Below are 23,601 nucleotides of genomic sequence, written 5' to 3' on the forward strand. Positions count from 1 at the left end.
CTGGAGTCGCTGAATCTGAAGCAGCGGCGGCTGGAGATCGTGTCGTGTCCGTCGTGCGGCCGGGCGCAGGTGGATGTGTACAAGCTGGCGGATCAGGTCAGTGCCGGTCTTGAGGGCATGGAAGTGCCGTTGCGGGTGGCCGTGATGGGCTGCGTCGTCAACGGTCCGGGTGAGGCCCGTGAGGCGGACCTGGGTGTCGCTTCCGGGAACGGCAAGGGGCAGATCTTCGTGAGGGGCGAGGTCATCAAGACCGTGCCCGAGTCGAAGATCGTCGAGACGCTGATCGAAGAAGCCCTGAAGATCGCCGAGCAGATGGAGAAGGACGGCATCGCCTCGGGTGAGCCCCAGGTCTCCATCAGCTGAACCAGGACTCGCACCACCGCGCCCCGCCGGACGAACACCGCCCGGCGGGGCGCGGTCGTGAGCGACCCCACGGGGTCCTGCGGACGCTGTTCCCGGGCACGGGCGGCGCCGATGAGCCTCTTTGGGTACAGTGCGGAAATCAGCAGACCGCATGGTGAGGCCCCCTCGTGTTGACGCAGACCACCACCCGGGTCCTCGAACCCAGCGACCTCGGCGCCGCTCTCGCCATCCTGGAGAGCGAACCCGTCGCCAATGCCTTCGTGACGTCCCGGGTCCAGATCGCAGGTCTCGATCCCTGGCGCCTCGGCGGCGAGATGTGGGGCTGGTACGCCGATGGACGGCTGCGCTCGCTGTGCTACTCGGGCGCCAATCTCGTACCGATCTGCGCCACCCCCGAGGCCGTCAGGGCCTTCGCCGACCGGGCCCGCCGGGTTGGCCGCCGCTGCTCCTCGATCGTCGGCCCCGCAGAGCCCACCACCCGGCTGTGGCGGCTCCTCGAACCCGGCTGGGGCCCCGCCCGCGAGGTCCGGGCCCATCAGCCGCTCATGGTCACCGAGAGCCCGTCCGCCGAGGTCACCCCCGACCCGCTGGTCCGCCGGATCCGCAAGGACGAGATGGGCGTCCTGATGCCGGCCTGCGTGGCGATGTTCACCGAGGAGGTCGGCATTTCCCCGCTCGCGGGCGACGGCGGACTCCTCTACCAGGCACGCGTCGCCGAGCTCATCGGCGCCGGCCGCTCGTTCGCCCGGATCGAGGACGGCAGGGTCGTCTTCAAGGCGGAGATCGGCGCGGCCACCCCGCAGGCCTGCCAGATCCAGGGTGTCTGGGTCGCCCCCGAACAACGCGGCCGAGGACTCTCCGAGACCGGCATGGCGGCGGTCCTGCGCTACGCCCTGGCCGATGTCGCACCCGTCGTCAGCCTGTACGTGAACGACTACAACACCCCTGCGCGCAAGGCCTACACCAGGGTCGGCTTCCGCGAGGTCGGAGAGTTCATGAGCGTGCTGTTCTGACCGGTCGGCGGCCGGTGCCACCGACCCGTACCACCCACCCCACCCGGGCCAGTAGGGTCGGCGCATGGCAGCAGTTTCCGGGGGCGTCCCCCACACTCCCAGCGTCCGGATCGGACCGATCGATCTCGCCGCGCGCGTGGACGAGGCGCTCGCGGTGCAGGCTGTCGCCTTCGGCCTGGGACCGGAGGAGATCGAGGTACGGCGCCACATCGTCCTCAGGCACCTCGACCACCCCTGCGCCCGCGCGCTGGGCGCCACCACCCCGGGCGGCCGGCTCGTCGGCTTCGTCTACGGCATGCCGAACGAACGCGGCCAGTGGTGGTCCACCGTCGTCGAGCCCTACCTCCGCGCCACCGGCTCCGCGCACTGGCTCGACGACTCGTTCGTCATCACCGAGCTGCACGTCCTGCCGAAGTTCCAGAACCGCGGCATCGGCCGCGCGCTGATCACCGCCATCACGGACGCCGTCGACCAGCCCCGGTCCATCCTCTCCGCGATCGACACGGAGAGCCCGGCACGTGGTCTCTATCGCAGTCTCGGCTACCAGGACCTGGCCCGGCAGGTGCTCTTTCCCAGCGCTCCCAAGCCGTACGCGGTGATGGGAGCCCCGCTTCCGCTGCGTCGCAGGGGCTAGGACGGAAGCCAATCGATTTCCGCCCACCCGTACCACCCGGCTAACCTCCTGCACATCACCCTTCCGAGCAGGAGTTCATCATGGCCCAGGTCCAGCGCATGTCCCGATTGATGATCAAGACACTGCGCGACGACCCGGCGGACGCCGAGACGCTCAACCACAAGCTGCTCGTCCGGGCCGGATACGTACGTCGCACGGCGGCCGGAATCTGGACCTGGCTGCCGCTCGGCAAGAAGGTCCTGGAGAACATCACCCGTGTCGTGCGCGAGGAGATGGACGCCATCGGCGGCCAGGAGGTGCTGCTGCCCGCGCTGCTCCCCAAGGAGTCGTACGACGCCAGCGGCCGCTACCACGAGTACGGCGATCTGCTCTTCAAGCTCAAGGACCGCAAGGGCGCCGAGTACCTCCTCGGCCCCACGCACGAAGAGATCTTCACCCAGGTCGTCAAGGATCAGATCACGTCCTACAAGGACCTGCCCGTGATCCTGTACCAGATCCAGACCAAGTACCGGGACGAGGCCCGCCCCCGCGCCGGTGTGCTGCGCGGCCGCGAGTTCCAGATGAAGGACTCGTACTCCTTCGACACCACGGACGAGGGGCTCATCGAGGCGTACCGGCTGCACCGCGCCGCCTACATCCGGATCTTCGAGCGGCTCGGCCTCGACCACCGCATCGTCTCCGCCGTCTCCGGCGCCATGGGCGGCTCGGCCTCCGAGGAGTTCCTGGCCCCTGCCCCGGCCGGTGAGGACACCTTCGCCGACTGCCCCGCCTGCGACTACGCCGCCAACACCGAGGCCGTGACCTTCAAGGCCACCCCCGTGGACGGTTCGGCGCACGGCCCCGTCGAGGAACTGGACACCCCCGACACTCCGACCATCGAGACGCTCGCCGCGCACCTGGGCGTTCCGGCCTCCGCGACACTGAAGAACCTGCTGGTCAAGGTCGACGGCGAGATCGTCGCCGTGGGCGTGCCCGGTGACCGCGAGGTCGACCTCGGCAAGCTCGGCGAGCACCTCGCCCCCGCCGTCGTCGAACTGGTCACCGCGGAGGACTTCGAGGGCCGCGCCGACCTGGTACGCGGCTACGTCGGCCCGCAGGGTCTGGAGAAGGTCCGCTACATCGCCGACCCGCGCATCGCCGCCGGCACCGCCTGGATCACCGGCGCGAACAAGCCCGGCACCCACGCGAAGAACGTCGTCGCCGGCCGTGACTTCGAGGTCGACGACTACCTCGACGTCGTCGTCGTCGAGGCGGGCGACCCGTGCCCCAAGTGCGGCACCGGCCTCAAGCTGGACCGCGCCATCGAGATCGGCCACATCTTCCAGCTGGGCCGCAAGTTCGCGGACGCCTTCCAGCTCGATGTGCTCGGCCAGAACGGCAAGCCGGTCCGGGTCACCATGGGCTCCTACGGCATCGGCGTCTCCCGCGCCGTCGCCGCGCTCGCCGAGCAGACCGCCGACGAGCAGGGGCTGTGCTGGCCCCGCGAGATCGCCCCGGCCGATGTCCATGTCGTCGCGGCGGGCAAGGCGCTCCAGACGGAGCTGGCTCTCGACGTCGCCGAGAAGCTCGCCGCCGCCGGTGTGCGGGTCATGGTCGACGACCGCGCGGGCGTCTCGCCCGGTGTGAAGTTCACCGACGCCGAGCTGATCGGCATCCCGAAGATCCTGGTCGCCGGCCGCCGCTCGGCAGAGGGCGTCCTGGAGCTCAAGGACCGCCGTACGGGCGAGCGCGAGGAGCTCACGGTCGACGAGGCGATCGCCCGCCTGACGGTTCAGGGCTGACACCGCGACGCGAAGCCGTAGGCCCCCGCGGGGGCCTACGGCTTCGCGTCGCATTCACAGCCAGCCCGCGAACTCCAGGGTCAGCTCGCCCTCCTGGCGACGGCCCACCGCCAGCGCCCGGGTTCCCGACTCCACCGCGCGGAACAGCGTCCAGCCGTGCAGCCGCTCCCGGTCCACGTCCAGCGAATCGGCGAGCCTCTTGATCCGCCGACGGGCCGTCACCGGGCCGCCGGGGGAGGCGATCAGATCCTCGACGCGGTCGCGCACCAGGCGCGCCAGATCGTAGGCCCGCTCACCGACCAGCGGTTCCGGCCCGACCGTCAGCCAGGGCACCCGCTCGCCCGCGAGCACCTTGCTCTGGCGGAAATTGCCGTGCAGCAGCAGGAGTTCGGGGGAGTGGGCGACAAGCTCCTCACGCGCCGCGAGCGCCGCGCAGACCAGTGGCTCCAGGCTCGGGTCAAAGGCGGCGTAGGCGCGCATCGGCTCCGTACGGCGCCCGGTCCGCTCGGCGACCGTCTCGAATCCATGGCCGGCCGGCGGCTCGACCCAGAGCCGGCGCACCGTACCCGCCGCCTCCAGCAGCGCCTTCGCCTCCGGCAGTGAGCGCAGCGACACCTCGGGGTGCAGCCGTTCGAGAAGCAATGCGCCGGGGGCGCCGTTGAAGAGCTGCACCGCCCCCCAGCCGTTCCAGTGAGCGAGCGCCGCTTGCTCCAGCTCGGGTGCGGCCCCGGACGGAGCGATCTTCAGCGCGGCCGGGGTGCCGTCGGAGCAGGTCACCAGCAGGACCAGACTGCTGCGCCCCCCGGGGGCGGCAACCCGTTCCACGGTCAGCCTCTGCCCGGTCGAGGACAGCGCTTCCTCGGTCAGTGCGGGAAGCTGCGCGAGCCAGTCGGCGGCGGCATCCCCGTACGACTCGCCGAGCGCTCGCACCAGACGCTGCGGCGGTTCGAAACCCATACGTGCTTTGTTCCCTTTCAGAGCTTCTTCAGTGCCTCGCACGGGTCCCGTTCGTCACATCGGTCCCTTGGAGCGCGTCGGACCCGGCGTTCGCATGCTTCCCTGCCGGCGCGCCGGTCCCGGCGGCGGTCCGCTCGGCGAGCCCGGGAAAGGGTACGCCGCTGCCCCGCCAGCGGACCGCACGCACCGCGGCCTCCCGCAGCGCATCCGCGGCCTCCCGCCTGAGCGGACCCGCGGCGGCCCGTACGAGATCGGAGTACACGTCCGCGACCCGGTCCTCCAGCAGGGCGGCCAGTCGCACCGCCGCAGCCGGGTCCGGCACCGCGAACGGCAGAGCGTACGCCGCCTGAGCCGCCACAGGTTCACCGCCCAGGTCACGCACGGTCCGTGCCAGCGCATCGCGCCGGGCCCGGTGCGCGTGGTAGGCCGCAGTGGCCTCGGCCCGTCGGCCGTCGGCGACCCGGCCGCCGACCACCCCGTACCCGTACACCGCCGCGTGTTCGGCGGCCAGGGCCGCCTGAGCCGCCTTCTGTGTTCCGGCGCTCATGACGAGGTCTCCTTGGCCAGTTCGGTCAGCAGATAGGCATGGGCCGCGCCCGCAGCCGCGATCGACGCCAGCAGCCGGGCCAGCTCCGGCGGGGCGTTCAGCAGCGTCGCCGTGTGGGCGTCCGCGGTGCGGCGCTCCGCCGCGGCCAGTTCCTTGAGGGCGCCGGCGGCGTCGGTCGCGCGTGTCCGCGAGAACACGAGCGTCTTGCCGCCATCAGGCGCCAGCGCCTTGGCATGGGCCCGCACGGCGTCCCGCAGCGGCGAGAGCCCGGCGGCGGTCGCCGGATAGGCCCTGACCACCTGTTCGTACCGGGCGAGCAGTTCCCTGCTGGTACCCGCTGCACCCGTCCGGAGCGTCTTCTCCGCCCGTGCGGCGGCCTGCTCGGCCGTGGTCGCCGCGTCGGCCCGGGCGGAGCCCTCCTGGGGCCCGGTCCCGTCGCCGCAGCCGGCCAGCACCGCCCCCATGGCGATCGCCCCCGTCGCGGTGAACGCACCTCTGCGCGTCGTCCCCGTGCGCCGCACTTGTTCTCCTTCGGGCTTGGACCTGTCTTGACTGGATCTGTCCTGAAGTGATCACCGCAGGCGAGCGTACCCGCGGCAGCGGAGCAGGCGGACGGCAACACCCCTCGGGACCGGATACCCTTTGACCTGACACGCGAGATCCCCACAACAGCAGACGCGGCCGAGGAGTCACCCGGATGAGCACCACCCAGAGCGAGAGGCTGCGCGGACTGCTCGAACCGCTCGTCAGCGCCGAGCAGCTGGATCTCGAAGAGATCGAGGTGTCCCGGGCGGGCCGCCGCCGGGTGCTGCGGATCATCGTGGACTCCGAAGAAGGCGTGGAGCTGGACGCCTGCGCCGAGCTGAGCCGCGCGATCTCCGAGAAGCTCGACGAGACCGACGCGATGGGCGAGGGCGAGTACGTCCTCGAAGTCAGTTCCCCCGGTGCCGACCGTCCGCTGACGGAGCACCGCCACTACGTACGTGCCACGGGCCGCCTGGTCAAGCTGCACCTGCGCGAGGGAGGCGAGCTGGTGGCTCGCATCCTCGCCGTGGACGAAGAAGGACTCGACCTCGAAGTGCCGGGCGTCAAGGGCCGCAAGCCCACGTCCCGCCGGGTCGCCTTCGACGAGATCACCAAGGCGCGCGTGGAGATCGAATTCAGCCGCAAGGACAAGAAGGAAGAGGAGGCGTAGCCGTGGACATCGATGTGAAGCTCTTGAAGGGCTTGGCACAGGACAAGGAGATCCCCTTCGACGTGCTCGTCGAGGCGATCGAGTCGGCCCTCCTCATCGCCTACCACCGTACGGACGGCAGCCACCGCCGCGCGCGCGTGAAGCTCGACGAGCGCGGCCATGTGACGGTGTGGGCGAAGGAGGACCCGGCCGACCTCGAACCGGGCCAGGAGGCCAAGGAGTTCGACGACACCCCGTCCGGCTTCGGCCGGATCGCCGCGACCACCGCCAAGCAGGTCATCCTGCAGCGGCTGCGCGACGCCGAGGACGACAGGACGTTCGGCGAGTACGCGGGCCACGAGGGCGATGTCGTCACCGGCGTCGTCCAGCAGGGCAAGGACCCGAAGAACGTCCTGGTCGACATCGGCAAGCTGGAAGCGATCCTGCCGGTGCAGGAGCAGGTGCCGGGCGAGGAGTACACCCACGGCCTGCGTCTGCGTACGTATGTCGTACGGGTCGCCAAGGGCGTGCGCGGTCCGTCCGTGACACTGTCGCGGACCCACCCCAACCTCGTGAAGAAGCTCTTCGCGCTGGAGGTGCCGGAGATCGCGGACGGTTCCGTCGAGATCTGCGCGATCGCCCGCGAGGCCGGTCACCGCACCAAGATCGCGGTCCGTTCGACCCGTTCCGGGCTGAACGCCAAGGGCGCCTGCATCGGCCCGATGGGCGGCCGGGTGCGCAATGTCATGGCCGAGTTGCACGGCGAGAAGATCGACATCGTGGACTGGTCGGACGACCCGGCCGAGATGGTGGCCAACGCCCTGTCGCCCGCGCGGGTGAGCGAGGTCGAGGTCGTGGACCTCGGCGCCCGGTCCGCCCGGGTCACCGTCCCGGACTACCAGCTGTCGCTCGCGATCGGCAAGGAGGGGCAGAATGCCCGCCTCGCCGCCCGCCTCACCGGCTGGCGCATCGACATCCGTCCGGACACCGAGACCGACGCCGAGCGCGACGTCGCCGACCGGGAGCGGGCCGAGCGGGCCCGCGAGCGTTCGGAGCGCCGCTGACCAACCCGGCGGTCGCCGGGCTGTGGCCCGCGCCGGACTCCTGGCGCCGCCCCGGAAGGGGTGTCAGGGGCTCGGTCGCGCGGGCCGCGGGGAATACATCTCAGCGGCATGCCGTTGAGAACACGACAACATCCGTTCGATTTTTGCCCCAAAGGGGTGAGGTCGGTGCGGGGAGGTAGACTTAAACGTGTCTGGCCGGACGCAGGCTCTCGCTTGCCCCGAGCGAACCTGTGTGGGATGCCGGGAGCGGGCGGCAAAGAGCGAGCTGCTGCGCATCGTCGCGGACGGGGATGCATGCGTCCCTGATCCTCGCGGTACGCTGCCCGGCCGGGGTGCATATGTACACCCCGTCTCTGTCTGTCTGGACCTGGCGGTTCGCCGCCGGGCATTCCCCCGGGCCTTCAAGGCCAAGGGGCCGTTCGACCCCGCCGCAGTGCAGCGGTTCGTCGAGCGGGCGACACCGTAAGAAATGAACGGCACGGGACCCCGTGCGGTCAGGTACCTCGCGAGTTGGAAGTAGGTCGAGATTGCGATGAGCACTCGATGAGTACGCGATGAGTACGCCCATGAAGTAGCGACGGTCCGGCGGTAACCCGGACCTAAAAGGAGCGAAGTGGCTAAGGTCCGGGTATACGAACTCGCCAAGGAGTTCGGCGTCGAGAGCAAGGTCGTCATGGCCAAGCTCCAAGAACTCGGTGAATTCGTCCGTTCGGCGTCCTCGACGATCGAGGCGCCGGTTGTACGCAAGTTGACTGACGCACTGCAGGGTCCCGGCGGCAACGCCGGCAAGTCCGCTGCAAAGCCTGGCGCGCCCCGCAAGGCGACGCCCGCAAAGCCCGCAGCGCCCTCCCCGGCCGCTGCGGCACGTCCCGCTGCCCCGAAGCCCGGCGCCCCGGCCCCCAAGCCGGCCGCAGCCGAGGCCCCCAGCAGCACCCCTTCCGCTGCCGCGCCTTCCGCGCCGTCGGCGGGCCCGCGTCCGGGTCCCAAGCCCGCGCCGAAGCCCGCTCCGGTCACCCCGGTGCCCGCAGCAGAGTTCTCCGCTCCGGCCCCGGCCCAGCCGGCCGCGCCGCAGCAGGCCCCGCGTCCCGCGGGTGCCACCCCCGGGCCCCGTCCTGCCGGTGGCCATGCCCGTCCGGCTCCGGCCGGCGGTCAGCGTGACGGCGGCCGTGGTGGCGAGCGCGACGGTGGCCGTGGCGGCGACCGTCCGGCCCGTCCCGCAGGCCAGGGCGCCCCGCGCCCCGGCGGCGCCCGTCCGGCGGGTCCCCGTCCGGGCAACAACCCCTTCACCTCCGGCGGCTCGACGGGCATGGCCCGTCCGCAGGCGCCCCGTCCCGGCGGCGCACCGCGTCCCGGTGGCGGTCAGGAGCGTCCCGGCGCCCCGCGTCCGCAGGGCGGCCCCGGTGGCGCCCCGCGTCCGCAGGGCCAGGGCGGTGCCCGTCCGACTCCGGGCGGCATGCCTCGTCCGCAGGCTCCGCGTCCGGGCGGTGCGCCCGGTGGTAATCGTCCGAACCCGGGCATGATGCCGCAGCGTCCCGCTGCGGGCCCGCGTCCCGGTGGTGGCCCCGGCGGTGGCCGTGGTCCCGGTGGCGGCGCAGGCCGTCCCGGCGGCGGTGCAGGTCGTCCCGGCGGCGGCTTCGCCGGTCGTCCGGCCGGTCCCGGTGGCGGTGGCGGCGGTTTCGCCGGTCGTCCCGGTGGCGGCGGTGGCGGTGGCGGCGCAGGCCGTCCCGGTGGTGGTGGCGGCGGCTTCGGCGGTCGTCCCGGCTTCGGTGGACGTCCCGGCGGCCCCGGTGGCCGTGGTGGCACACAGGGTGCGTTCGGCCGTCCCGGCGGTCCTGCGCGTCGTGGTCGCAAGTCGAAGCGGCAGAGGCGCCAGGAGTACGAGGCCATGCAGGCCCCGTCGGTGGGCGGCGTCATGCTGCCTCGCGGCAACGGACAGTCCGTCCGTCTGTCGCGCGGTGCCTCCCTCACCGACTTCGCGGAGAAGATCAACGCCAACCCGGCGTCGCTCGTCGCCGTGATGATGAACCTCGGCGAGATGGTCACGGCGACGCAGTCGGTCTCCGACGAGACGCTGAAGCTGCTCGCCGAAGAGATGAACTACGTCCTGGAGATCGTCAGCCCGGAGGAGGAGGACCGCGAGCTGCTCGAGTCCTTCGACATCGAGTTCGGCGAGGACGAGGGCGGCGAAGAGGCTCTGGTCTCCCGTCCGCCGGTCGTGACCGTCATGGGTCACGTCGACCACGGTAAGACCCGACTTCTGGACGCGATCCGCAAGACGAACGTCGTTGCGGGCGAGGCCGGCGGTATCACGCAGCACATCGGTGCGTACCAGGTCTCCTCCGAGGTCAACGGCGAGGACCGCCGGATCACCTTCATCGACACCCCGGGTCACGAGGCGTTCACCGCCATGCGTGCCCGTGGTGCGAAGTCGACCGACATCGCGATCCTCGTGGTGGCGGCGAACGACGGTGTGATGCCCCAGACGATCGAGGCGCTGAACCACGCCAAGGCGGCCGACGTGCCGATCGTGGTCGCGGTCAACAAGATCGACGTCGAGGGTGCCGACCCGACCAAGGTGCGCGGTCAGCTCACCGAGTTCGGTCTGGTGGCCGAGGAGTACGGCGGCGACACGATGTTCGTCGACATCTCCGCCAAGCAGGGTCTGCACATCGACCAGCTGCTGGAGGCCGTGGTCCTGACCGCGGACGCCTCGCTCGACCTGCGGGCCAACCCGGAGCAGGACGCGCAGGGTATTGCGATCGAGTCCCACCTCGACCGCGGCCGCGGTGCCGTTTCGACCGTCCTGGTCCAGCGAGGCACCCTGCGCATCGGTGACACGATGGTGGTCGGCGACGCGTACGGCCGAGTCCGCGCGATGCTCGACGACAACGGCAACAACGTCGAGGAAGCGGGTCCGTCGACCCCCGTCCTCGTCCTCGGTCTCACCAACGTCCCGGGTGCCGGCGACAACTTCCTGGTGGTCGACGAGGACCGTACGGCCCGTCAGATCGCCGAGAAGCGTGCCGCCCGTGAGCGCAACGCCAACTTCGCCCGCAAGGGTGTCCGGTTCTCCCTGGAGAACCTGGACGAGGCGCTCAAGGCCGGTCTGGTCCAGGAACTCAACCTCATCATCAAGGGCGACGCGTCCGGTTCGGTGGAGGCTCTCGAGTCCTCGCTGCTCCAGCTCGACGTCGGTGACGAGGTCGACATCCGGGTCCTGCACCGCGGTGTGGGTGCGGTCACCGAGTCGGACATCGACCTGGCGACCGGATCCGACGCCATCGTGATCGGCTTCAATGTGCGCGCCGCAGGGCGTGCGCAGCAGATGGCCGAGCGCGAAGGCGTGGACGTCCGGTACTACTCGGTCATCTACCAGGCGATCGAAGAGATCGAAGCGGCCCTCAAGGGCATGCTCAAGCCGGAGTACGAAGAGGTCGAGCTCGGTACGGCGGAGATCCGCGAGATCTTCCGTTCGTCCAAGCTGGGCAACATCGCCGGTGTGCTGGTCCGGTCCGGCGAGGTCAAGCGCAACACCAAGGCGCGCCTGCTGCGCGATGGCAAGGTCATCGCGGAGAACCTCAACATCTCCGGTCTGCGCCGCTTCAAGGACGACGTCACCGAGATCCGCGAAGGCTTCGAGGGCGGTATCAACCTCGGAAACTTCAACGACATCAAGATCGACGACGTCATCGCGACGTACGAGATGCGCGAGAAGCCGCGAGGCTGACCCGTACCTCAACAGTCGGGGCCGGTCGACGGGTCATATTTCCGTCGATCGGCCCCGGCCGTTCCGTGTACGGTTCTTGTGTCCCTGCCAAGCGCTGGCAGGGCACGAACCCGAACCGGCGGGACATCCGGACATACATGTATGTGGGGACACTGTCCTTCGATCTGCTTCTCGGCGACGTACGGTCGTTGAAGGAGAAGCGCTCCATCGTCCGTCCGATCGTCGCCGAACTCCAGCGCAAATACGCGGTGAGTGCGGCGGAGGTGGGCGGTCAGGATCTCCATCGCAGGGCCGAGATCGGCCTCGCCGTGGTCTCCGGGGACACCGGACACCTCACAGACGTACTCGACCGGTGCGAGCGGCTGATCGCCGGCCGGCCCGAGGTGGAGCTGTTGTCCGTACGACGACGGCTGCACAGCGACGAAGACGATTGAGCAAGGCAAAGAAGGAGACGGACCAGTGGCCGACAACGCGCGGGCGAAAAAGCTGGCGGACCTCATCCAGGAGGTGGTCGCCGAGAAACTGCAGCGCGGTATCAAGGACCCGCGTCTGGGTACGCACGTGACCATCACGGACACCCGGGTCACCGGTGACCTGCGGGAGGCCACGGTCTTCTACACGGTCTACGGCGACGACGAGGAGCGGGCGAGCGCGGCGGCCGGCCTGGAGAGCGCCAAGGGCATCCTGCGTTCGGCGGTCGGAGCGGCGGCGGGGACGAAGTTCACCCCCACGCTGGCCTTCGTGGCCGACGCCCTCCCGGGGAACGCCAAGGCGATCGAGGACCTCCTCGACCGGGCACGGGCCTCGGACGCACGGGTGCGCGAGGCGTCCTCGGGCGCCACGTACGCCGGTGGCGCGGACCCGTACCGCAAGGCGGAGGACGAGAACGACGAGGACACCGCCTCCGAATGACATCGCAGAACAAGACGCCGGACGGTTTGATCATTGTCGACAAGCCGTCCGGCTTCACTTCGCACGACGTCGTCGCCAAGATGCGCGGCATCGCCCGGACCCGCCGCGTCGGCCATGCCGGCACGCTGGATCCGATGGCGACGGGCGTTCTCGTGCTCGGTGTGGAGAAGGCCACCAAGCTGCTGGGCCATCTCGCGCTGACCGAGAAGGAGTACCTCGGCACGATCCGGCTCGGCCAGAACACCATCACGGACGACGCGGAGGGCGAGATCACCTCGTCCACCGATGCGTCCGGTGTGACGCGTGAGGGCATCGACGCCGGGGTGGCGGCCCTGACCGGACCGATCATGCAGGTGCCGTCCAAGGTCAGCGCCATCAAGATCGACGGTAAGCGGTCCTACGCACGGGTGCGCGGCGGCGAGGAGTTCGAGATCCCGGCCCGGCCGGTGACGATCTCGTCCTTCAACGTCTACGACGTCCGCGAGGCGGTCGCCGAGGACGGGACGCCGGTCGTCGACCTGGTCATTTCCGTCGTCTGCTCCTCGGGTACGTACATCCGCGCGATCGCCCGCGACCTCGGCGCCGGGCTCGGCGTCGGCGGGCATCTGACCGCGCTCCGGCGCACCAGGGTCGGGCCGTACGGCCTCGATATGGCGCGGACGCTCGACCAGCACCAGCAGGAGCTCACCGTGATGCCGGTGGCCGAGGCCGCCGCCTCGGCGTTCCCCCGCTGGGACGTGGACGAGAAGCGCGCCAAACTGCTGCTGCACGGGGTGCGGCTGGACATGCCGGCCTTCCCGCCGGGACCGGTCGGGGTCTTCGGGCCCGACGGGCGGTTCCTGGTACTCGTCGAGGAACAGAAGGGCAAGGCCAAGAGCCTCGCCGTCTTCGCCTGACCGGCGACCCGGGTCCTGGGACCCCATCGTGGAGCGGGCAGGGCCCCTGTGCCCGCTCCACGATCCCCCAACGATTTCTGTCCACCGGACGCCATCAATTCACCCCAACGAGCAGGCGCTCGGAGTGAATCGGGGGTGCATTCGGGGGCGCTTTTACTCCGAGTGGTATTCGTGCCGATCACCGTCGGCCTAACGTCGGACCATGGGAAGCGGGGACCGGGCAGCGCTGGTACGTATCTGCGATTCGGCCGGCCGGCCGCGGGGGACCGGATTCGTCGCCGACGACCGGGGCACGGTGGTGACCAGCCACGAAGCGGTCGACGGTCCCGCCCGGCTCGTCCTGTACGGAACGGACGGTCGCAGCTGCCCCGTCGAGGCCGCCGATGTCACCGCGCTGCCCGAACTGGACCTCGCCCTGCTGCGTACCTCGGGGCCCTCCACGCTCGGCGTGGAGCCGACACCGATCGCCTTACGGGACCGGATCGGCGCCGGTACGTACGTGACGATCGCCGCCCACGGCTGGCGTGAGGCGCGGGTGTTCGGCACCGCTCCGGTGACGTACACCACGAACGGCCGCTGCCATCGGATCGGCGCAGCATTGGAGCTGGCGCTCGGTACGGACGGAAGGGACGCGCTGCGGCTCGGCGGTGCGGCCGTGGGAGGGCCCGTCCTCGATCCGGAGAGCGGCGCGGTCATCGCCGTGCTGGGCACCGAACTGCGCGCCGGGCGTCCCGCCGCAGGGTTCGCCGTGCCGCTCAGCGGCGCGGGCACCGACGGTCCGCTGGGCGAGCTGCTGCGGCGCAACGCGACGAGCGTTCCCGGATACGGACGCGACCTGAATCTCGCGGGCGCCCTGCACCTCACCGCGACATCACTCGGCTCGGCGGGCGGGCCGGCCGGCTGTTCCGATCCGGTCGAACGCCCGGACGTCATCGCGGAGTTCAGCGCCTTCTCGGACCCCGGCCACCTCTCGTCCGCACCGCACGGCCCCGTCGTGGTCCTCGGTCTCGTGGGAGCGCCGGGCACCGGCCGCACCACCGAACTGGCCGCACTCGCCGCCCGCCGGGCCCGCGGCGCCGTACCCGCACCCACCCTCTGGCTGCGCGGCGCCGATCTGCTGGCCGACGACGACTCGGTCGCCGACGCGATCGCCCGTACACTCCGGCGGGCCGGGCGGATCGTCACCGCCGCCGGAGCGAGGGGCGACATGGCGAGCGCCACCCCCGAGCGGGTGGCCGGGCTGGCCGAAGAGTCCGGGAGCCCGCTGCTCGTCCTGCTGGACGGCCCCGAGGAGATGCCTCCCGTACTGGCCCACGGGCTGGCCCGGTGGACCGCGGGCACCGTCGACTGGCTGCGGGAGTGCGGGGCGCGGCTCGTGGTCGCGTGCACGCCCGAGCACTGGGAGACGGCCGGTGCGCTCTGCCCGCCCGGTGCCCTGCACCGTCCCGTCAGGCCTGCGAGGCGGCTGCCGTCCGCGGTCCGCCTCGGCGACCTCACCGCGATTCAGGCCGAACAGGCCCGGGAGCGGTACGCCATCCCGTCCGATGCGCTCGCCCCCGGCCACGGTCGGCACCCGCTCACTCTGAGTCTTCTCGCGCAGGTGCGCGAGGCGCTGCCCGGGGACGTCGTCGGGCAGCCGGACGCGGAGGACGTCTTCGGCGCCCACCTGGACCTGATGTGCCTGCGCATCGCAGTCCGCATCGCAGCCGTATCGGGCCCGTCGCCCGGCGGCACCGCGGTCCGCCGGCTGGCCGCGCAGGTGGCGGGGCAGGTCCACGAAGCGGCGCGGCGCTGTCTGGGTCCCGGACAGGGGGAGCTGGACCGGGCGGTGTTCGAGGAGGTGTTCCCCTGGCGCACGGGCTGGGCGTCGGCGGTCCTCACCGAGGGGCTGCTGGTCCCGGCGGGAGCGGGCTACCGCTTCGCGCACGAGGAGCTGGGGGACTGGGTGCAGGGCGCCCACCTGGACCTGGACGCGGCGCTGCACGCGCTGGTCCACCGGTGGCATGCGGAGGAGGGACCGGGAGCGGGGGCGGCGGAGCTGCGCGTTCCGCAGCCGAGGAGGCCGCGTACCGGGCACAGCCGGGCGCCCGTGCCGGAAGCGTCGACGGAGGCCGCGGTGACGACGGGGCCGCGCACCCTGCCCGTACCGCGCCATCGGATCGGCCCGGTGATCCAGGCCCTGCTGCTCCTGGGCCGCCGCCAGGGCCCTGCCGCGCTGGCGCACCGGCTGGCCGATCTGATCGAGGCCCTGGACCGGATGCCACCGGGGCCGGGGGCGTCCGGTCAGACCGCCCATGACGCGCGCTGGTGGGCGGTGCACCTGCTCTCGGAGACCCTGCTCCGGGTGCCCGATGCCCGGCCTCATCTCGGGGTGTTGCGGCTGCTTGCCGGCCGTATCGTCCGGCGTGCGGCCGCGGGTGGGCCGGGGAGCCGGGGGGCGGGGGTGTACGCCGAGTTCGGGCCGTGGTTCTGGCGGCGGCTGAGGCTGCCCGAAGCGGACCGGATCGATCTGTTCCGGCGTCTCGTCCCCGTCGACGGCCCGCGCCGTGCCGACCCCCGTGGTGACGGCGACCGCACCTGCGACCCGTACCCCGACGGCGACAGCGGCGAGCGGTTTCTGGATGCCGTCGCGCGGCGGCTCGTCGCGCAGCCCCGGACGATGCAGCCGCTGCTCTGCGGCTGGTTCACCGACGAGCGCCCCCTCCCTGGTGATGAGGGCGTCACGATCCGCCCGACCGTGGCCGCCGCCGCTCAGGCGCTGCTCTACGCCCGTCGGGACCTGGCCGTCGACGATCTGACCGACGCACTCGTCTCGACCGCCCACCCCCGGGCCGAGGAGCTGCTCGCCGCGCTGGCCGAGGACGAGCCCTCCGCGCTCTGCCGGGCCGTCGACAGATGGGCCCGTGACGAGGACCGGCCCGCCCGCCGGACCGCCGCAGCCTCGTACGCACTGGTCACCGCGGCGCACGTCACCCTCGACGCCGACCGCGAGCTGCTGCGCCGAGCCGCCCGCGCCCTGCTGGCCCGCCAGGCCGACGCCTCCCTGCACGGGGCCGCGCTCACCCTCCTCGTACAGGATCCGCAGACCAGGGACCGCTACCTCCCGCAGGCTCTGCGGGCCTTCGTCGCGGGTGAGCCCCAGCTGCCCGCGGACGCGCTCGCCATCGCACTGCCCTCCCATGCGGAGCAGGTGCTCACCGCGTACCGGGAGCGGCTCACCCGTCCCGACGAGAGGGCGGGCGAGGTGCTGTGCTCGCTCGCCGGGATCGACGCCCCCGCGCTGGCCCTGGACGCCGCCGGGCTCGTACGGGCGTACATCGACAGCCATCCGGAAGACGCCGTGCACGCCGCCGCGTACATCGACCGGAGGCTGGAGCACGGACCCGCCGCCCGCGCCCTGCTGCTGCCCCTGGTGACCGGACTGCTGCGGGACCGTCCCGTGCCGCCGCCGGTGCGCGGCGCGCTCGCGGAGGTGCTCGCGGCGCCCGGCAGCCCCGCCTCCGGGCATCTGAGGGGCGAGCTGCTGGAGGTCCTGCTGGAATTCGAGCAGGATGCCCACCGCGACCCGGCCGTGCTCGACGCCTTGCTGCGGGCTGCCGCGACCGGCTCCGGCGGACGCGCACAGGCCCGCACCCGCGCCCTGGTCCACCGCACCGGGATGCTGCTGGTCCGTACCCCCGAGGGCGCGGTCCGCTTCGACCGCCGACTGGTCGAACTCGCTCGTGACGTGCCCGGATTCGCGGCCCTGGTCACCGGGTGGCTGGCCGAGGCCCCGCAGGAGTGGGCGGCGCTCATCGGCCCGAGCGCGCGGCGGACGGTGGAGGCGCTGGGAAGCCCGAAGACGATGCCGATGCAGGCCGCGGGGCGTGAGCATGGCAGTCTTAGACCTGCGTAACAGGCAATCTCACGTACACGGGTTCGGGCGAGGAGCGGTCACAGTGCAGCGCTGGCGTGGCTTGGAGGACATCCCCCAGGACTGGGGACGCAGCGTCGTCACCATCGGCTCCTATGACGGGGTGCACCGCGGACACCAGCTGATCATCGGGCGGGCCGTGGAGCGGGCACGCGAGCTGGGCGTGCCGTCGGTCGTGGTGACCTTCGACCCGCATCCCAGCGAGGTCGTACGGCCCGGCAGCCACCCGCCGCTGCTCGCCCCGCACCACCGGCGCGCCGAGCTGATGGCGGAGCTGGGGGTGGACGCGGTGCTGATCCTGCCGTTCACCACCGAATTCTCGAAGCTGGCGCCGGCCGACTTCATCGTGAAGGTGCTCGTCGACAAGCTGCACGCGCAGCTGGTCATCGAGGGCCCCAACTTCCGCTTCGGTCACAAGGCGGCCGGGAATGTGCAGCTGCTCACCGAGTTCGGCGAGACGTACGACTACGGAGTCGAGGTCATCGACCTGTATGTGAGTGGTGAGGCGGGCGGCGGCCGGCCGTTCTCCTCCACCCTCACCCGACGGCTGGTCGCCGAGGGCGATGTCGCGGGCGCCGCCGAGATCCTCGGCCGGCCGCACCGGGTCGAGGGCGTCGTGGTCCGCGGCGCACAGCGCGGCCGTGAGATGGGCTTCCCCACGGCCAACGTGGAGACCCTGCCGCACACCGCGATCCCCGCCGACGGCGTCTACGCGGGCTGGCTCAATGTGAACGGCGAGGCGATGCCCGCCGCGATCTCGGTCGGCACGAACCCACAGTTCGACGGCACGGAGCGGACGGTGGAGGCGTACGCGATCGACCGCGTCGGCCTCGACCTGTACGGGCTCCACGTCTCGGTGGACTTCCTCGCGTACGTACGCGGGATGCTGAAGTTCGACTCGATCGACGACCTGCTCGTGGCGATGGCCGCCGATGTGAAGCGGTGCAGCGAGCTGATCTCCGCGTACGAGCGCGGCTGAACCTTTCCTCGTGCACGACCGGGGCCGGGACCGTGGAGAACGGTCCCGGCCCCGGTCGTGTCGGAATCAGCTGTTCAGCTCCTCCAGCGTGCGCCCCTTGGTCTCCACGGCGAACCATGCGACCACGGCGCCGGCCACCGCGACGCAGCCCAGCCGGGTGAAGACCATCGCGAGGCTGCCGCCCGAGCCGATGATCGCGCCGACCACGATGGGTCCGAGGATGACGCCGAGCCGGTTGCGTGCGCCGCAGGGAGCGGTCGGCGAACAGATCACGCAGCCCGCCACGTGCTGAAGCATCGTTTATGGTGAGGCCGCGTCGAGCCGGACCGCATCCGGCCGGGAGGAGGTCCGTGCTGTGCGTGAACTGCTGTCGGAACTGGGTGCCTGGCACGCCGCCGGCACCGCCTTCGCCCTGGCGACCGTCGTCTCCGTACGCGGCAGCGCCCCGCGCGCACCCGGCGCCATGATGGCCGTGACCGCCGACGGCGCGGTGGCGGGCAGCGTCTCCGGAGGCTGTGTCGAAGGTGCGGTGTACGAAGTGGCGGGCGAGGTCCTCGCCACCGGGAGCCCTCAGCTGCAGACGTACGGGATCAGCGACGACGAGGCGTTCGGCGTGGGCCTGACGTGCGGCGGCACGATCGAGGTGTTCGTCAGGTCCTTCGCGTCGGCGGCCGACCGGGACCGGCTGCGGGAGGTCGCCGACAGTATCGGCAGGGGCGAGCCCGTCGCCGTCGCCACCGTCATCTCGGGCGAGGCGGAGCCCGGCGCCTGCCTGGTCGTCCGGGCACGGACCACGCAGGGAACGCTCGGCGACGAAGGGCTCGACTCGGCCGTCACCGACGACGCCCGGGGACTGCTCGCCCAGGGTGCGACCGGCGCCCTGCGGTACGGGGCACACGGCGAGCGCCGGATGCAGGAGGTGTCCGTCTTCGTCCAGACGTACGCGCCACCACCCCGGATGCTCGTCTTCGGCGCCATCGACCATGCGGCCGCCACCGCACGCATGGGTTCCTTCCTCGGCTACCGGGTCACCGTCTGCGATGCCCGCCCGGCCTTCGCGACCCGGGATCGCTTCCCCACCGCCGACGAGGTGATCTGCGCCTGGCCGCACACCTATCTGAGGGCGACGGACATCGACGAGCGGACGGTCATCTGCGTACTGACACACGATCCGAAGTTCGACGTTCCGTTGTTGGTGGCCGCCTTGCGCACACCTGCTGCGTACATCGGGGTCATGGGCAGCCGACGCACCCACCTGGACCGGGCCGCGCGGCTGCGGGAGGCCGGGGTCGACGCGGCCGAACTGGCGCGGCTCGCCTCGCCCGTCGGGCTGGACCTCGGTGCGCGCACACCGGAGGAGACCGCAGTCTCGATCGCCGCGGAGATCATCCAGCACCGGTGGGGCGGGACGGGCAGGCCGCTCGGCGAGCTGACCGGGGCGATCCACGGCCGGGCAACCGGCAGCCCGCCCGGCTCCTGACGGCGCTGCGTCCGCCGGACAGGCCGGGGCCCGTCCGAGGGCGATCCGCCGGACAGGCCCCAGGTCACCCCGCTACGACCGCGTCTTCGCAGCCGCGCCCGCCCAGTGGCACGCCACCTGTGTCTGCCCGCCGCCCGCGAGCACCGGCAGGTCCTTCGTACGGCACGCGTCCGCGACACCCGCCCGCTCGGCCTCGCCCGAGGCCAGCACCTGGCAGCGGGCATGGAACCGGCACCCCGATGGCACCCTGGACGGGTCCGGCGGCTCACCGGTCAGAATCACCGGATCGCCCCCGGCCTCCGGCAGCACCGACAACAGCGCCTGGGTGTACGGGTGCTGCGGAGCCGTCAGGATCTGCTCCACCTCGCCCGTCTCCACGATCCGCCCGAGGTACATCACCGCGACCCGGTCGGCGATGTTCCACGCCAGGCCGAGGTCGTGCGTGACCACCAGAGCGGACAGACCCAGTTCGTCCCGCAGCCGCAGCAGCAGGGCCAGGATCTCGCCGCGCACCGAAGCGTCCAGCGAGGCCACCGGCTCGTCGGCCACGATGAGTTCCGGCTCCAGCACGAGCGCGCCCGCGATCACGACCCGCTGTCGCTGACCGCCCGACAGCTCGTGCGGATAGCGCAGGAAGAACCGCTCGGGAGGCCGCAGCCCCGCCCGCGACAGCGCCTCGGCCACCGCCGCCCGCTCATCACCCGCGTACCCGTGGATCCGCAGACCCTCGGCGACGGCGTCGTACACCGTGTGCCTCGGGTTGAGCGAACCGCTGGGGTCCTGGAGCACCAGCTGGACCCGCTTGCGGTACACCTTCAGCGCCCGGCTGGCATAGTCGAGCGGCTGCCCGCCGAAGGTCACCTGCCCGGACGTCGGCGGGACCAGACCCAGCAGCGAACGCGCCAGCGTCGTCTTGCCGCAGCCCGACTCGCCGACCAGCGCGACGATCTCGCCCGGCCGGATGTCCAGATCGACGCTGTCCACGGCACGCGCCGGGGCAGCCCCGCGCCGGCCGGGGAAGGTGACCTTCAGCCCCTGGGCGCTGAGCAGGGGAGTGGTGGTGGTCATGATGTGCTCCTTGCTTCCTCGGCACCCGGCCGGGCCCCGGCCGCGACCGCCCCCGGCTCCACCAGCACACAGGCGGCCCGCCGCTGTGGCCCCGCGTCCCGCAGCTCCTGGTCCTCGGTCGTGCAGGAGTCCAGGGCCACCGGGCAGCGCGGGTGGAAGGTGCAGCCGCCGGGCAGCGCCGAGGGGTCCGGCGGATCGCCGGGCAGCCCGCGGGGCGCGAACCGGGAGGCCGGGTCGCCGATGCGCGGAAAGGCGCCGGACAGGGCTTTGCCGTACGGGTGGTGCGCGTTCTCGTAGACCTCGGACGCCGGGCCCTCCTCGACGACCCGGCCCGCGTACATCACCGCGAGCCGGTCGCAGGTGTCCGAGAGCACCGCGAGGTCATGGCTGATCATGATCAGGCCGAGGTCCTGCTCGGACACCAACTGTTCGATCAGCCGCAGGATCTGGGCCTGGATCATCACATCGAGAGCCGTGGTCGGCTCGTCCGCGATGATCAGGCCCGGATCGCAGGCCAGCGCCATCGCGATCATCACGCGCTGCCGCTGCCCGCCGGACAGCTCGTGCGGATAGGCGGAGGCACGGGCGGCGGGCAGCCCCACCTGCTCCAGCAGCACGCCCGCCCGCTTCGCCGCCGCGGCCTGCGTCGCCTTCTTGTGCAGCAGGATCGGCTCGGCGATCTGCTCCCCGATGCGGTGCACAGCGTTGAGTGAGTGCATCGCGCCCTGGAAGACGATCGACGCCCCCGCCCAGCGCACCGCCCGGACCTGGCCCCACTTCATGGCGAGGACGTCCTCGCCGTTCAGCAGGATCCGGCCGGACACCTTCGTACCGGCGGGCAGCAGCCGCAGCAGCGCGAGCGCCAGCGTCGACTTCCCGCAGCCCGACTCACCGGCGATGCCGAGCTTCTGCCCGGCGTCGACGGAGAGGTTCACACCGCGGACGGCCTGTGCCCCGCCGGCGTACGTCACCGTAAGGTCCTGTACGTCGAGAAGCGGTGTCTTCTGGATGCTCGTCGTGCTCAACGGGCCACCCCCAGCTTGGGATTGAGGACGGACTCGATGGCGCGGCCGCACAGGGTGAACGCCAGGGCCACCAGGGCGATGGCGATGCCGGGCGGTGCCAGGTACCACCAGTCGCCCGCGCTGACCGCGCCCGCCTCGCGGGCGTCCTGGAGCATGCCGCCCCAGGAGGTGGTGGTCGGGTCGCTGAGACCGAGGAAGGCCAGGGTGGCCTCGGTGAGGATCGCGCTGGAGATCACCAGCGTGGTCTGCGCGAGCACCAGCGGCATCACGTTCGGCAGCACGTGCCGGACCATGATGTGCCCGTGGCCGCCGCCCAGAGCGCGGGCGCGCTCGATGTACGGGCGGGACTCCACGGCAAGGGTCTGAGCCCGGACCAGCCGGGCCGTGGTCGGCCAGGTCGTGACCCCGATCGCGATGACGACCGTCCACATCGAGCGGTCCATCACCGTGGCGAGCGCGATCGCGAGGACCAGGGTCGGCATCACCAGGAACCAGTCGGTGACCCGCATCAGGACCGTCGAGTACCAGCCGTGGAAGTGGCCCGCGACGATGCCCACGACCGTACCGATGGCGACGCACAGGAACGCCGCGAGCAGGCCGACCGTCAGTGAGACCCTGGTGCCCCACACCAGCAGCGCCAGCACGCTGCGCCCGAACTGGTCGGTACCGAGCGGGAATTCACCGCTCGGCGACTCCAGCGCACCACCGGGGGCGCCGGTGACGCTCTGCGAGTCGGCGCCGACGAGCTGCGGCGCGAACACGGCGACCAGCGCGATCAGGACGAGCGCGCCCAGACCCCACAGTCCGCTCCGGTGGCCGCTGTACTCCCGCCAGAAGCGGGCGGCGGACTGGCGCTTACGCGCGCGGGCCAGAGCGCGCGGATTCTGCGCGGGCTCCGCCTTCGTCGGCGTGGGCATGGATTCGGTCGTCATCGGCCCACCCGGGGATCGAGCAGCGGATAGAGCACATCGGCAAGGGTGTTCGCCAGGATCACCGCGGTGGCGAAGACGAAGAACAGCCCTTGCACGAGCGGGAGATCGGGCACGCTGAGCGCCTCGTAGAAGAGGCCGCCGAGGCCCGGCCAGGAGAACACCGTCTCGACCAGGATCTGTCCGGCGACCACATGCCCGAGGTTCACGAACATCAGGGTGAAGGTCGGCAGCATCGCGTTCGGCACGGCGTGCTTGCGGCGCACGACGTCGTCCCGCAGCCCCTTCGCACGGGCCGTCGTCAGATAGTCGCTGCCCATCTCGTCGAGCAGCGAGGAGCGCATCACAAGGAGCGTCTGCGCGTATCCGACGGCGACCAGTGTGACCACCGGCAGGACCAGGTGGTGCGCCACGTCGAGGATGTAGGCGAAGCCGGTCTCGTTGCCCGACTCCAGACCGCCCGTCGGGAACATCCCCGGGATCGGGCCGATGCCCACCGAGAAGACGATGATCAGCAGCAGGCCCAGCCAGAACGCCGGGACGGAGTAGAGCGTCAGCGCGAACGCGGTGTTGAACCGGTCGCTCATGGAGCCATTGCGCCAGGCGGTCCGGGTACCGAGCCAGATGCCGAGCGCGGTGTACAGGACGTACGACGTGCCGGTCAGGAGCAGGGTCGCCGGGAGCGCCTCGGTGATCTTGTCGATGACCGGCGCGTGGAACTGGAACGAGGTGCCGAAGTCGCCCGTGAGGGCGTCGCCGACGTAGCTCGTGAACTGCTGCCACATTGGCTGGTCGAGACCGAACTGACGCCGCAGCGACTGGAGTTGTTCCACGGACACGGGCCGGCCGCCCGTCATCTGCTTCACCGGGTCGCTGGGAATGAGCCGGAAGAGGAAGAAGCTGGTGACCAGGACCGCGAACAGCGACACCGCTGCTCCCGCGATCTTGGCCGCCACGTATTGGAGATAGGCCTTGGTGTTGCGCGCCCGTGGACCGCGGGCGGCCGACGGGCCGGCCGGAGCCGGGCCGTCGGTGTCCGCGTCCGCGATCTGCACGAGCGCCGGAGTGCTGTCAGCTGTCATGGGGAACTCTCGTTACTCGTGCTGCACGTGGAGGGGCCGGCCGACGATGTGAATGTT

21 protein-coding genes and 1 pseudogene are annotated in these 23,601 nt (G+C 71.5%); 14 read left to right on the plus strand and 8 right to left on the minus strand.

Annotated elements, in window-relative coordinates:
- The 4 genes and pseudogenes from IEZ15_RS36480 to IEZ15_RS36495 all read left to right on the plus strand — a co-directional run.
- A pseudogene (locus IEZ15_RS36480) lies at window positions 1-363 on the plus strand (flavodoxin-dependent (E)-4-hydroxy-3-methylbut-2-enyl-diphosphate synthase); the annotation flags it as partial.
- Between the two features lie 167 nt (window positions 364-530).
- Window positions 531-1,376, plus strand: coding sequence for a GNAT family N-acetyltransferase (locus IEZ15_RS36485; RefSeq protein ID WP_189281163.1), 846 nt, complete (start codon window positions 531-533; stop codon window positions 1,374-1,376).
- A gap of 64 nt (window positions 1,377-1,440) precedes the next feature.
- Window positions 1,441-2,010 carry a GNAT family N-acetyltransferase gene (locus IEZ15_RS36490; RefSeq protein WP_189281164.1) on the plus strand — a complete coding sequence of 190 codons (570 nt, stop codon included), beginning with the start codon at window positions 1,441-1,443 and terminating at the stop codon, window positions 2,008-2,010.
- Window positions 2,011-2,090: 80 nt separating this feature from the next.
- Complete coding sequence (locus IEZ15_RS36495; protein WP_189281165.1) at window positions 2,091-3,791, plus strand: proline--tRNA ligase; 1,701 nt, start codon at window positions 2,091-2,093, stop codon at window positions 3,789-3,791.
- A 54-nt stretch (window positions 3,792-3,845) separates the two neighbouring features.
- On the opposite strand, the gene IEZ15_RS36500 is transcribed toward IEZ15_RS36495, so the two are convergent.
- From IEZ15_RS36500 to IEZ15_RS36510, 3 genes are read right to left on the minus strand one after another with little or no spacing between them, the layout of a single operon-like run.
- Window positions 3,846-4,748: an aminoglycoside phosphotransferase family protein gene (locus IEZ15_RS36500; protein ID WP_189281166.1), complete on the minus strand. Its 903-nt coding sequence runs from the start codon at window positions 4,746-4,748 to the stop codon at window positions 3,846-3,848.
- A gap of 28 nt (window positions 4,749-4,776) precedes the next feature.
- Entirely contained in the window at window positions 4,777-5,295 is a 519-nt protein-coding gene (locus IEZ15_RS36505; RefSeq protein WP_114246973.1) for a ferritin-like domain-containing protein, read from the minus strand.
- On the minus strand, window positions 5,292-5,816 hold the full coding sequence (locus IEZ15_RS36510; protein ID WP_189281167.1) for a hypothetical protein: 525 nt from the start codon (window positions 5,814-5,816) through the stop codon (window positions 5,292-5,294). The genes IEZ15_RS36505 and IEZ15_RS36510 overlap by 4 nt, the downstream gene beginning before the upstream one ends.
- Window positions 5,817-5,992: 176 nt before the next feature.
- On the opposite strand from IEZ15_RS36510, the gene rimP reads away from it, so the two are divergent.
- From rimP to IEZ15_RS36555, 9 genes are all read left to right on the plus strand, one after another.
- On the plus strand, window positions 5,993-6,490 hold the full coding sequence (gene rimP, locus IEZ15_RS36515) for a ribosome maturation factor RimP (RefSeq protein ID WP_114246975.1): 498 nt from the start codon (window positions 5,993-5,995) through the stop codon (window positions 6,488-6,490).
- A gap of 2 nt (window positions 6,491-6,492) precedes the next feature.
- Window positions 6,493-7,533, plus strand: coding sequence for a transcription termination factor NusA (gene nusA / locus IEZ15_RS36520; protein ID WP_114246976.1), 1,041 nt, complete (start codon window positions 6,493-6,495; stop codon window positions 7,531-7,533).
- A gap of 187 nt (window positions 7,534-7,720) precedes the next feature.
- The gene (locus tag IEZ15_RS36525; RefSeq protein WP_189281168.1) at window positions 7,721-7,999 is read left to right on the plus strand and encodes a YlxR family protein; all 279 of its coding nucleotides are present in this window, start codon (window positions 7,721-7,723) and stop codon (window positions 7,997-7,999) included.
- Between the two features lie 147 nt (window positions 8,000-8,146).
- The gene (gene infB / locus IEZ15_RS36530) at window positions 8,147-11,260 is read left to right on the plus strand and encodes a translation initiation factor IF-2 (RefSeq protein WP_189281169.1); all 3,114 of its coding nucleotides are present in this window, start codon (window positions 8,147-8,149) and stop codon (window positions 11,258-11,260) included.
- 137 nt (window positions 11,261-11,397) lie between these two features.
- Complete coding sequence (locus IEZ15_RS36535) at window positions 11,398-11,694, plus strand: DUF503 domain-containing protein (RefSeq protein WP_093894188.1); 297 nt, start codon at window positions 11,398-11,400, stop codon at window positions 11,692-11,694.
- 25 nt (window positions 11,695-11,719) lie between these two features.
- Window positions 11,720-12,172, plus strand: a complete 453-nt coding sequence (rbfA, locus tag IEZ15_RS36540; protein ID WP_114246979.1) for a 30S ribosome-binding factor RbfA — start codon at window positions 11,720-11,722, stop codon at window positions 12,170-12,172.
- Window positions 12,169-13,068, plus strand: a complete 900-nt coding sequence (truB, locus tag IEZ15_RS36545; RefSeq protein ID WP_114246980.1) for a tRNA pseudouridine(55) synthase TruB — start codon at window positions 12,169-12,171, stop codon at window positions 13,066-13,068. Before rbfA ends, truB begins: the two co-directional genes overlap by 4 nt.
- A gap of 202 nt (window positions 13,069-13,270) precedes the next feature.
- Window positions 13,271-16,963 (plus strand): S1 family peptidase, encoded by a 3,693-nt coding sequence (locus IEZ15_RS36550; RefSeq protein WP_189281170.1) that lies wholly within the window; start codon window positions 13,271-13,273, stop codon window positions 16,961-16,963.
- 43 nt (window positions 16,964-17,006) lie between these two features.
- The gene (locus tag IEZ15_RS36555; protein ID WP_114246982.1) at window positions 17,007-17,960 is read left to right on the plus strand and encodes a bifunctional riboflavin kinase/FAD synthetase; all 954 of its coding nucleotides are present in this window, start codon (window positions 17,007-17,009) and stop codon (window positions 17,958-17,960) included.
- A gap of 66 nt (window positions 17,961-18,026) precedes the next feature.
- Here the strand turns inward: IEZ15_RS36555 and IEZ15_RS36560 are convergent, their stop codons facing one another.
- Entirely contained in the window at window positions 18,027-18,257 is a 231-nt protein-coding gene (locus IEZ15_RS36560; RefSeq protein WP_268250474.1) for a hypothetical protein, read from the minus strand.
- 58 nt (window positions 18,258-18,315) lie between these two features.
- Here IEZ15_RS36560 and IEZ15_RS36565 point away from each other — a divergent pair, with 58 nt between their 5' ends.
- Window positions 18,316-19,440 carry an XdhC family protein gene (locus tag IEZ15_RS36565; protein WP_189281171.1) on the plus strand — a complete coding sequence of 375 codons (1,125 nt, stop codon included), beginning with the start codon at window positions 18,316-18,318 and terminating at the stop codon, window positions 19,438-19,440.
- Between the two features lie 72 nt (window positions 19,441-19,512).
- Here the strand turns inward: IEZ15_RS36565 and IEZ15_RS36570 are convergent, their stop codons facing one another.
- Genes IEZ15_RS36570 through IEZ15_RS36585 form a run of 4 tightly spaced genes read right to left on the minus strand, consistent with a single transcriptional unit; the run spans window position 19,513 to window position 23,544 of the window.
- Window positions 19,513-20,508 carry an oligopeptide/dipeptide ABC transporter ATP-binding protein gene (locus IEZ15_RS36570; RefSeq protein WP_189281172.1) on the minus strand — a complete coding sequence of 332 codons (996 nt, stop codon included), beginning with the start codon at window positions 20,506-20,508 and terminating at the stop codon, window positions 19,513-19,515.
- A complete protein-coding gene (locus tag IEZ15_RS36575; RefSeq protein WP_189281173.1) occupies window positions 20,505-21,533 on the minus strand; it encodes an ABC transporter ATP-binding protein in 1,029 nt (342 codons plus the stop codon). Before IEZ15_RS36575 ends, IEZ15_RS36570 begins: the two co-directional genes overlap by 4 nt.
- Window positions 21,530-22,465, minus strand: a complete 936-nt coding sequence (locus tag IEZ15_RS36580) for an ABC transporter permease (RefSeq protein WP_189281174.1) — start codon at window positions 22,463-22,465, stop codon at window positions 21,530-21,532. The genes IEZ15_RS36575 and IEZ15_RS36580 overlap by 4 nt, the downstream gene beginning before the upstream one ends.
- A complete protein-coding gene (locus tag IEZ15_RS36585; protein WP_189281175.1) occupies window positions 22,462-23,544 on the minus strand; it encodes an ABC transporter permease in 1,083 nt (360 codons plus the stop codon). The genes IEZ15_RS36580 and IEZ15_RS36585 overlap by 4 nt, the downstream gene beginning before the upstream one ends.
- Between the last annotated feature and the right edge of the window lie 57 nt (window positions 23,545-23,601).

It is taken from the genome of Streptomyces atratus, from assembly GCF_014648655.1.
GTDB classification, from domain to species: domain Bacteria; phylum Actinomycetota; class Actinomycetes; order Streptomycetales; family Streptomycetaceae; genus Streptomyces; species Streptomyces atratus.

Bases quoted from the DNA above. Each gene is read 5' to 3' on its own strand.
- IEZ15_RS36490 (WP_189281164.1), top strand. From the start codon at position 1,441: ATGGCAGCAGTTTCCGGGGGCGTCCCCCACACTCCCAGCGTCCGGATC.
- IEZ15_RS36495 (WP_189281165.1), top strand. From the start codon at position 2,091: ATGGCCCAGGTCCAGCGCATGTCCCGATTGATGATCAAGACACTGCGC.
- IEZ15_RS36500 (WP_189281166.1), bottom strand. From the start codon at position 4,748: ATGGGTTTCGAACCGCCGCAGCGTCTGGTGCGAGCGCTCGGCGAGTCG.
- IEZ15_RS36505 (WP_114246973.1), bottom strand. From the start codon at position 5,295: ATGAGCGCCGGAACACAGAAGGCGGCTCAGGCGGCCCTGGCCGCCGAA.
- rimP (WP_114246975.1), top strand. From the start codon at position 5,993: ATGAGCACCACCCAGAGCGAGAGGCTGCGCGGACTGCTCGAACCGCTC.
- IEZ15_RS36535 (WP_093894188.1), top strand. From the start codon at position 11,398: ATGTATGTGGGGACACTGTCCTTCGATCTGCTTCTCGGCGACGTACGG.
- truB (WP_114246980.1), top strand. From the start codon at position 12,169: ATGACATCGCAGAACAAGACGCCGGACGGTTTGATCATTGTCGACAAG.
- IEZ15_RS36550 (WP_189281170.1), top strand. From the start codon at position 13,271: ATGGGAAGCGGGGACCGGGCAGCGCTGGTACGTATCTGCGATTCGGCC.
- IEZ15_RS36560 (WP_268250474.1), bottom strand. From the start codon at position 18,257: ATGCTTCAGCACGTGGCGGGCTGCGTGATCTGTTCGCCGACCGCTCCC.
- IEZ15_RS36570 (WP_189281172.1), bottom strand. From the start codon at position 20,508: ATGACCACCACCACTCCCCTGCTCAGCGCCCAGGGGCTGAAGGTCACC.
- IEZ15_RS36580 (WP_189281174.1), bottom strand. From the start codon at position 22,465: ATGACGACCGAATCCATGCCCACGCCGACGAAGGCGGAGCCCGCGCAG.
- IEZ15_RS36585 (WP_189281175.1), bottom strand. From the start codon at position 23,544: ATGACAGCTGACAGCACTCCGGCGCTCGTGCAGATCGCGGACGCGGAC.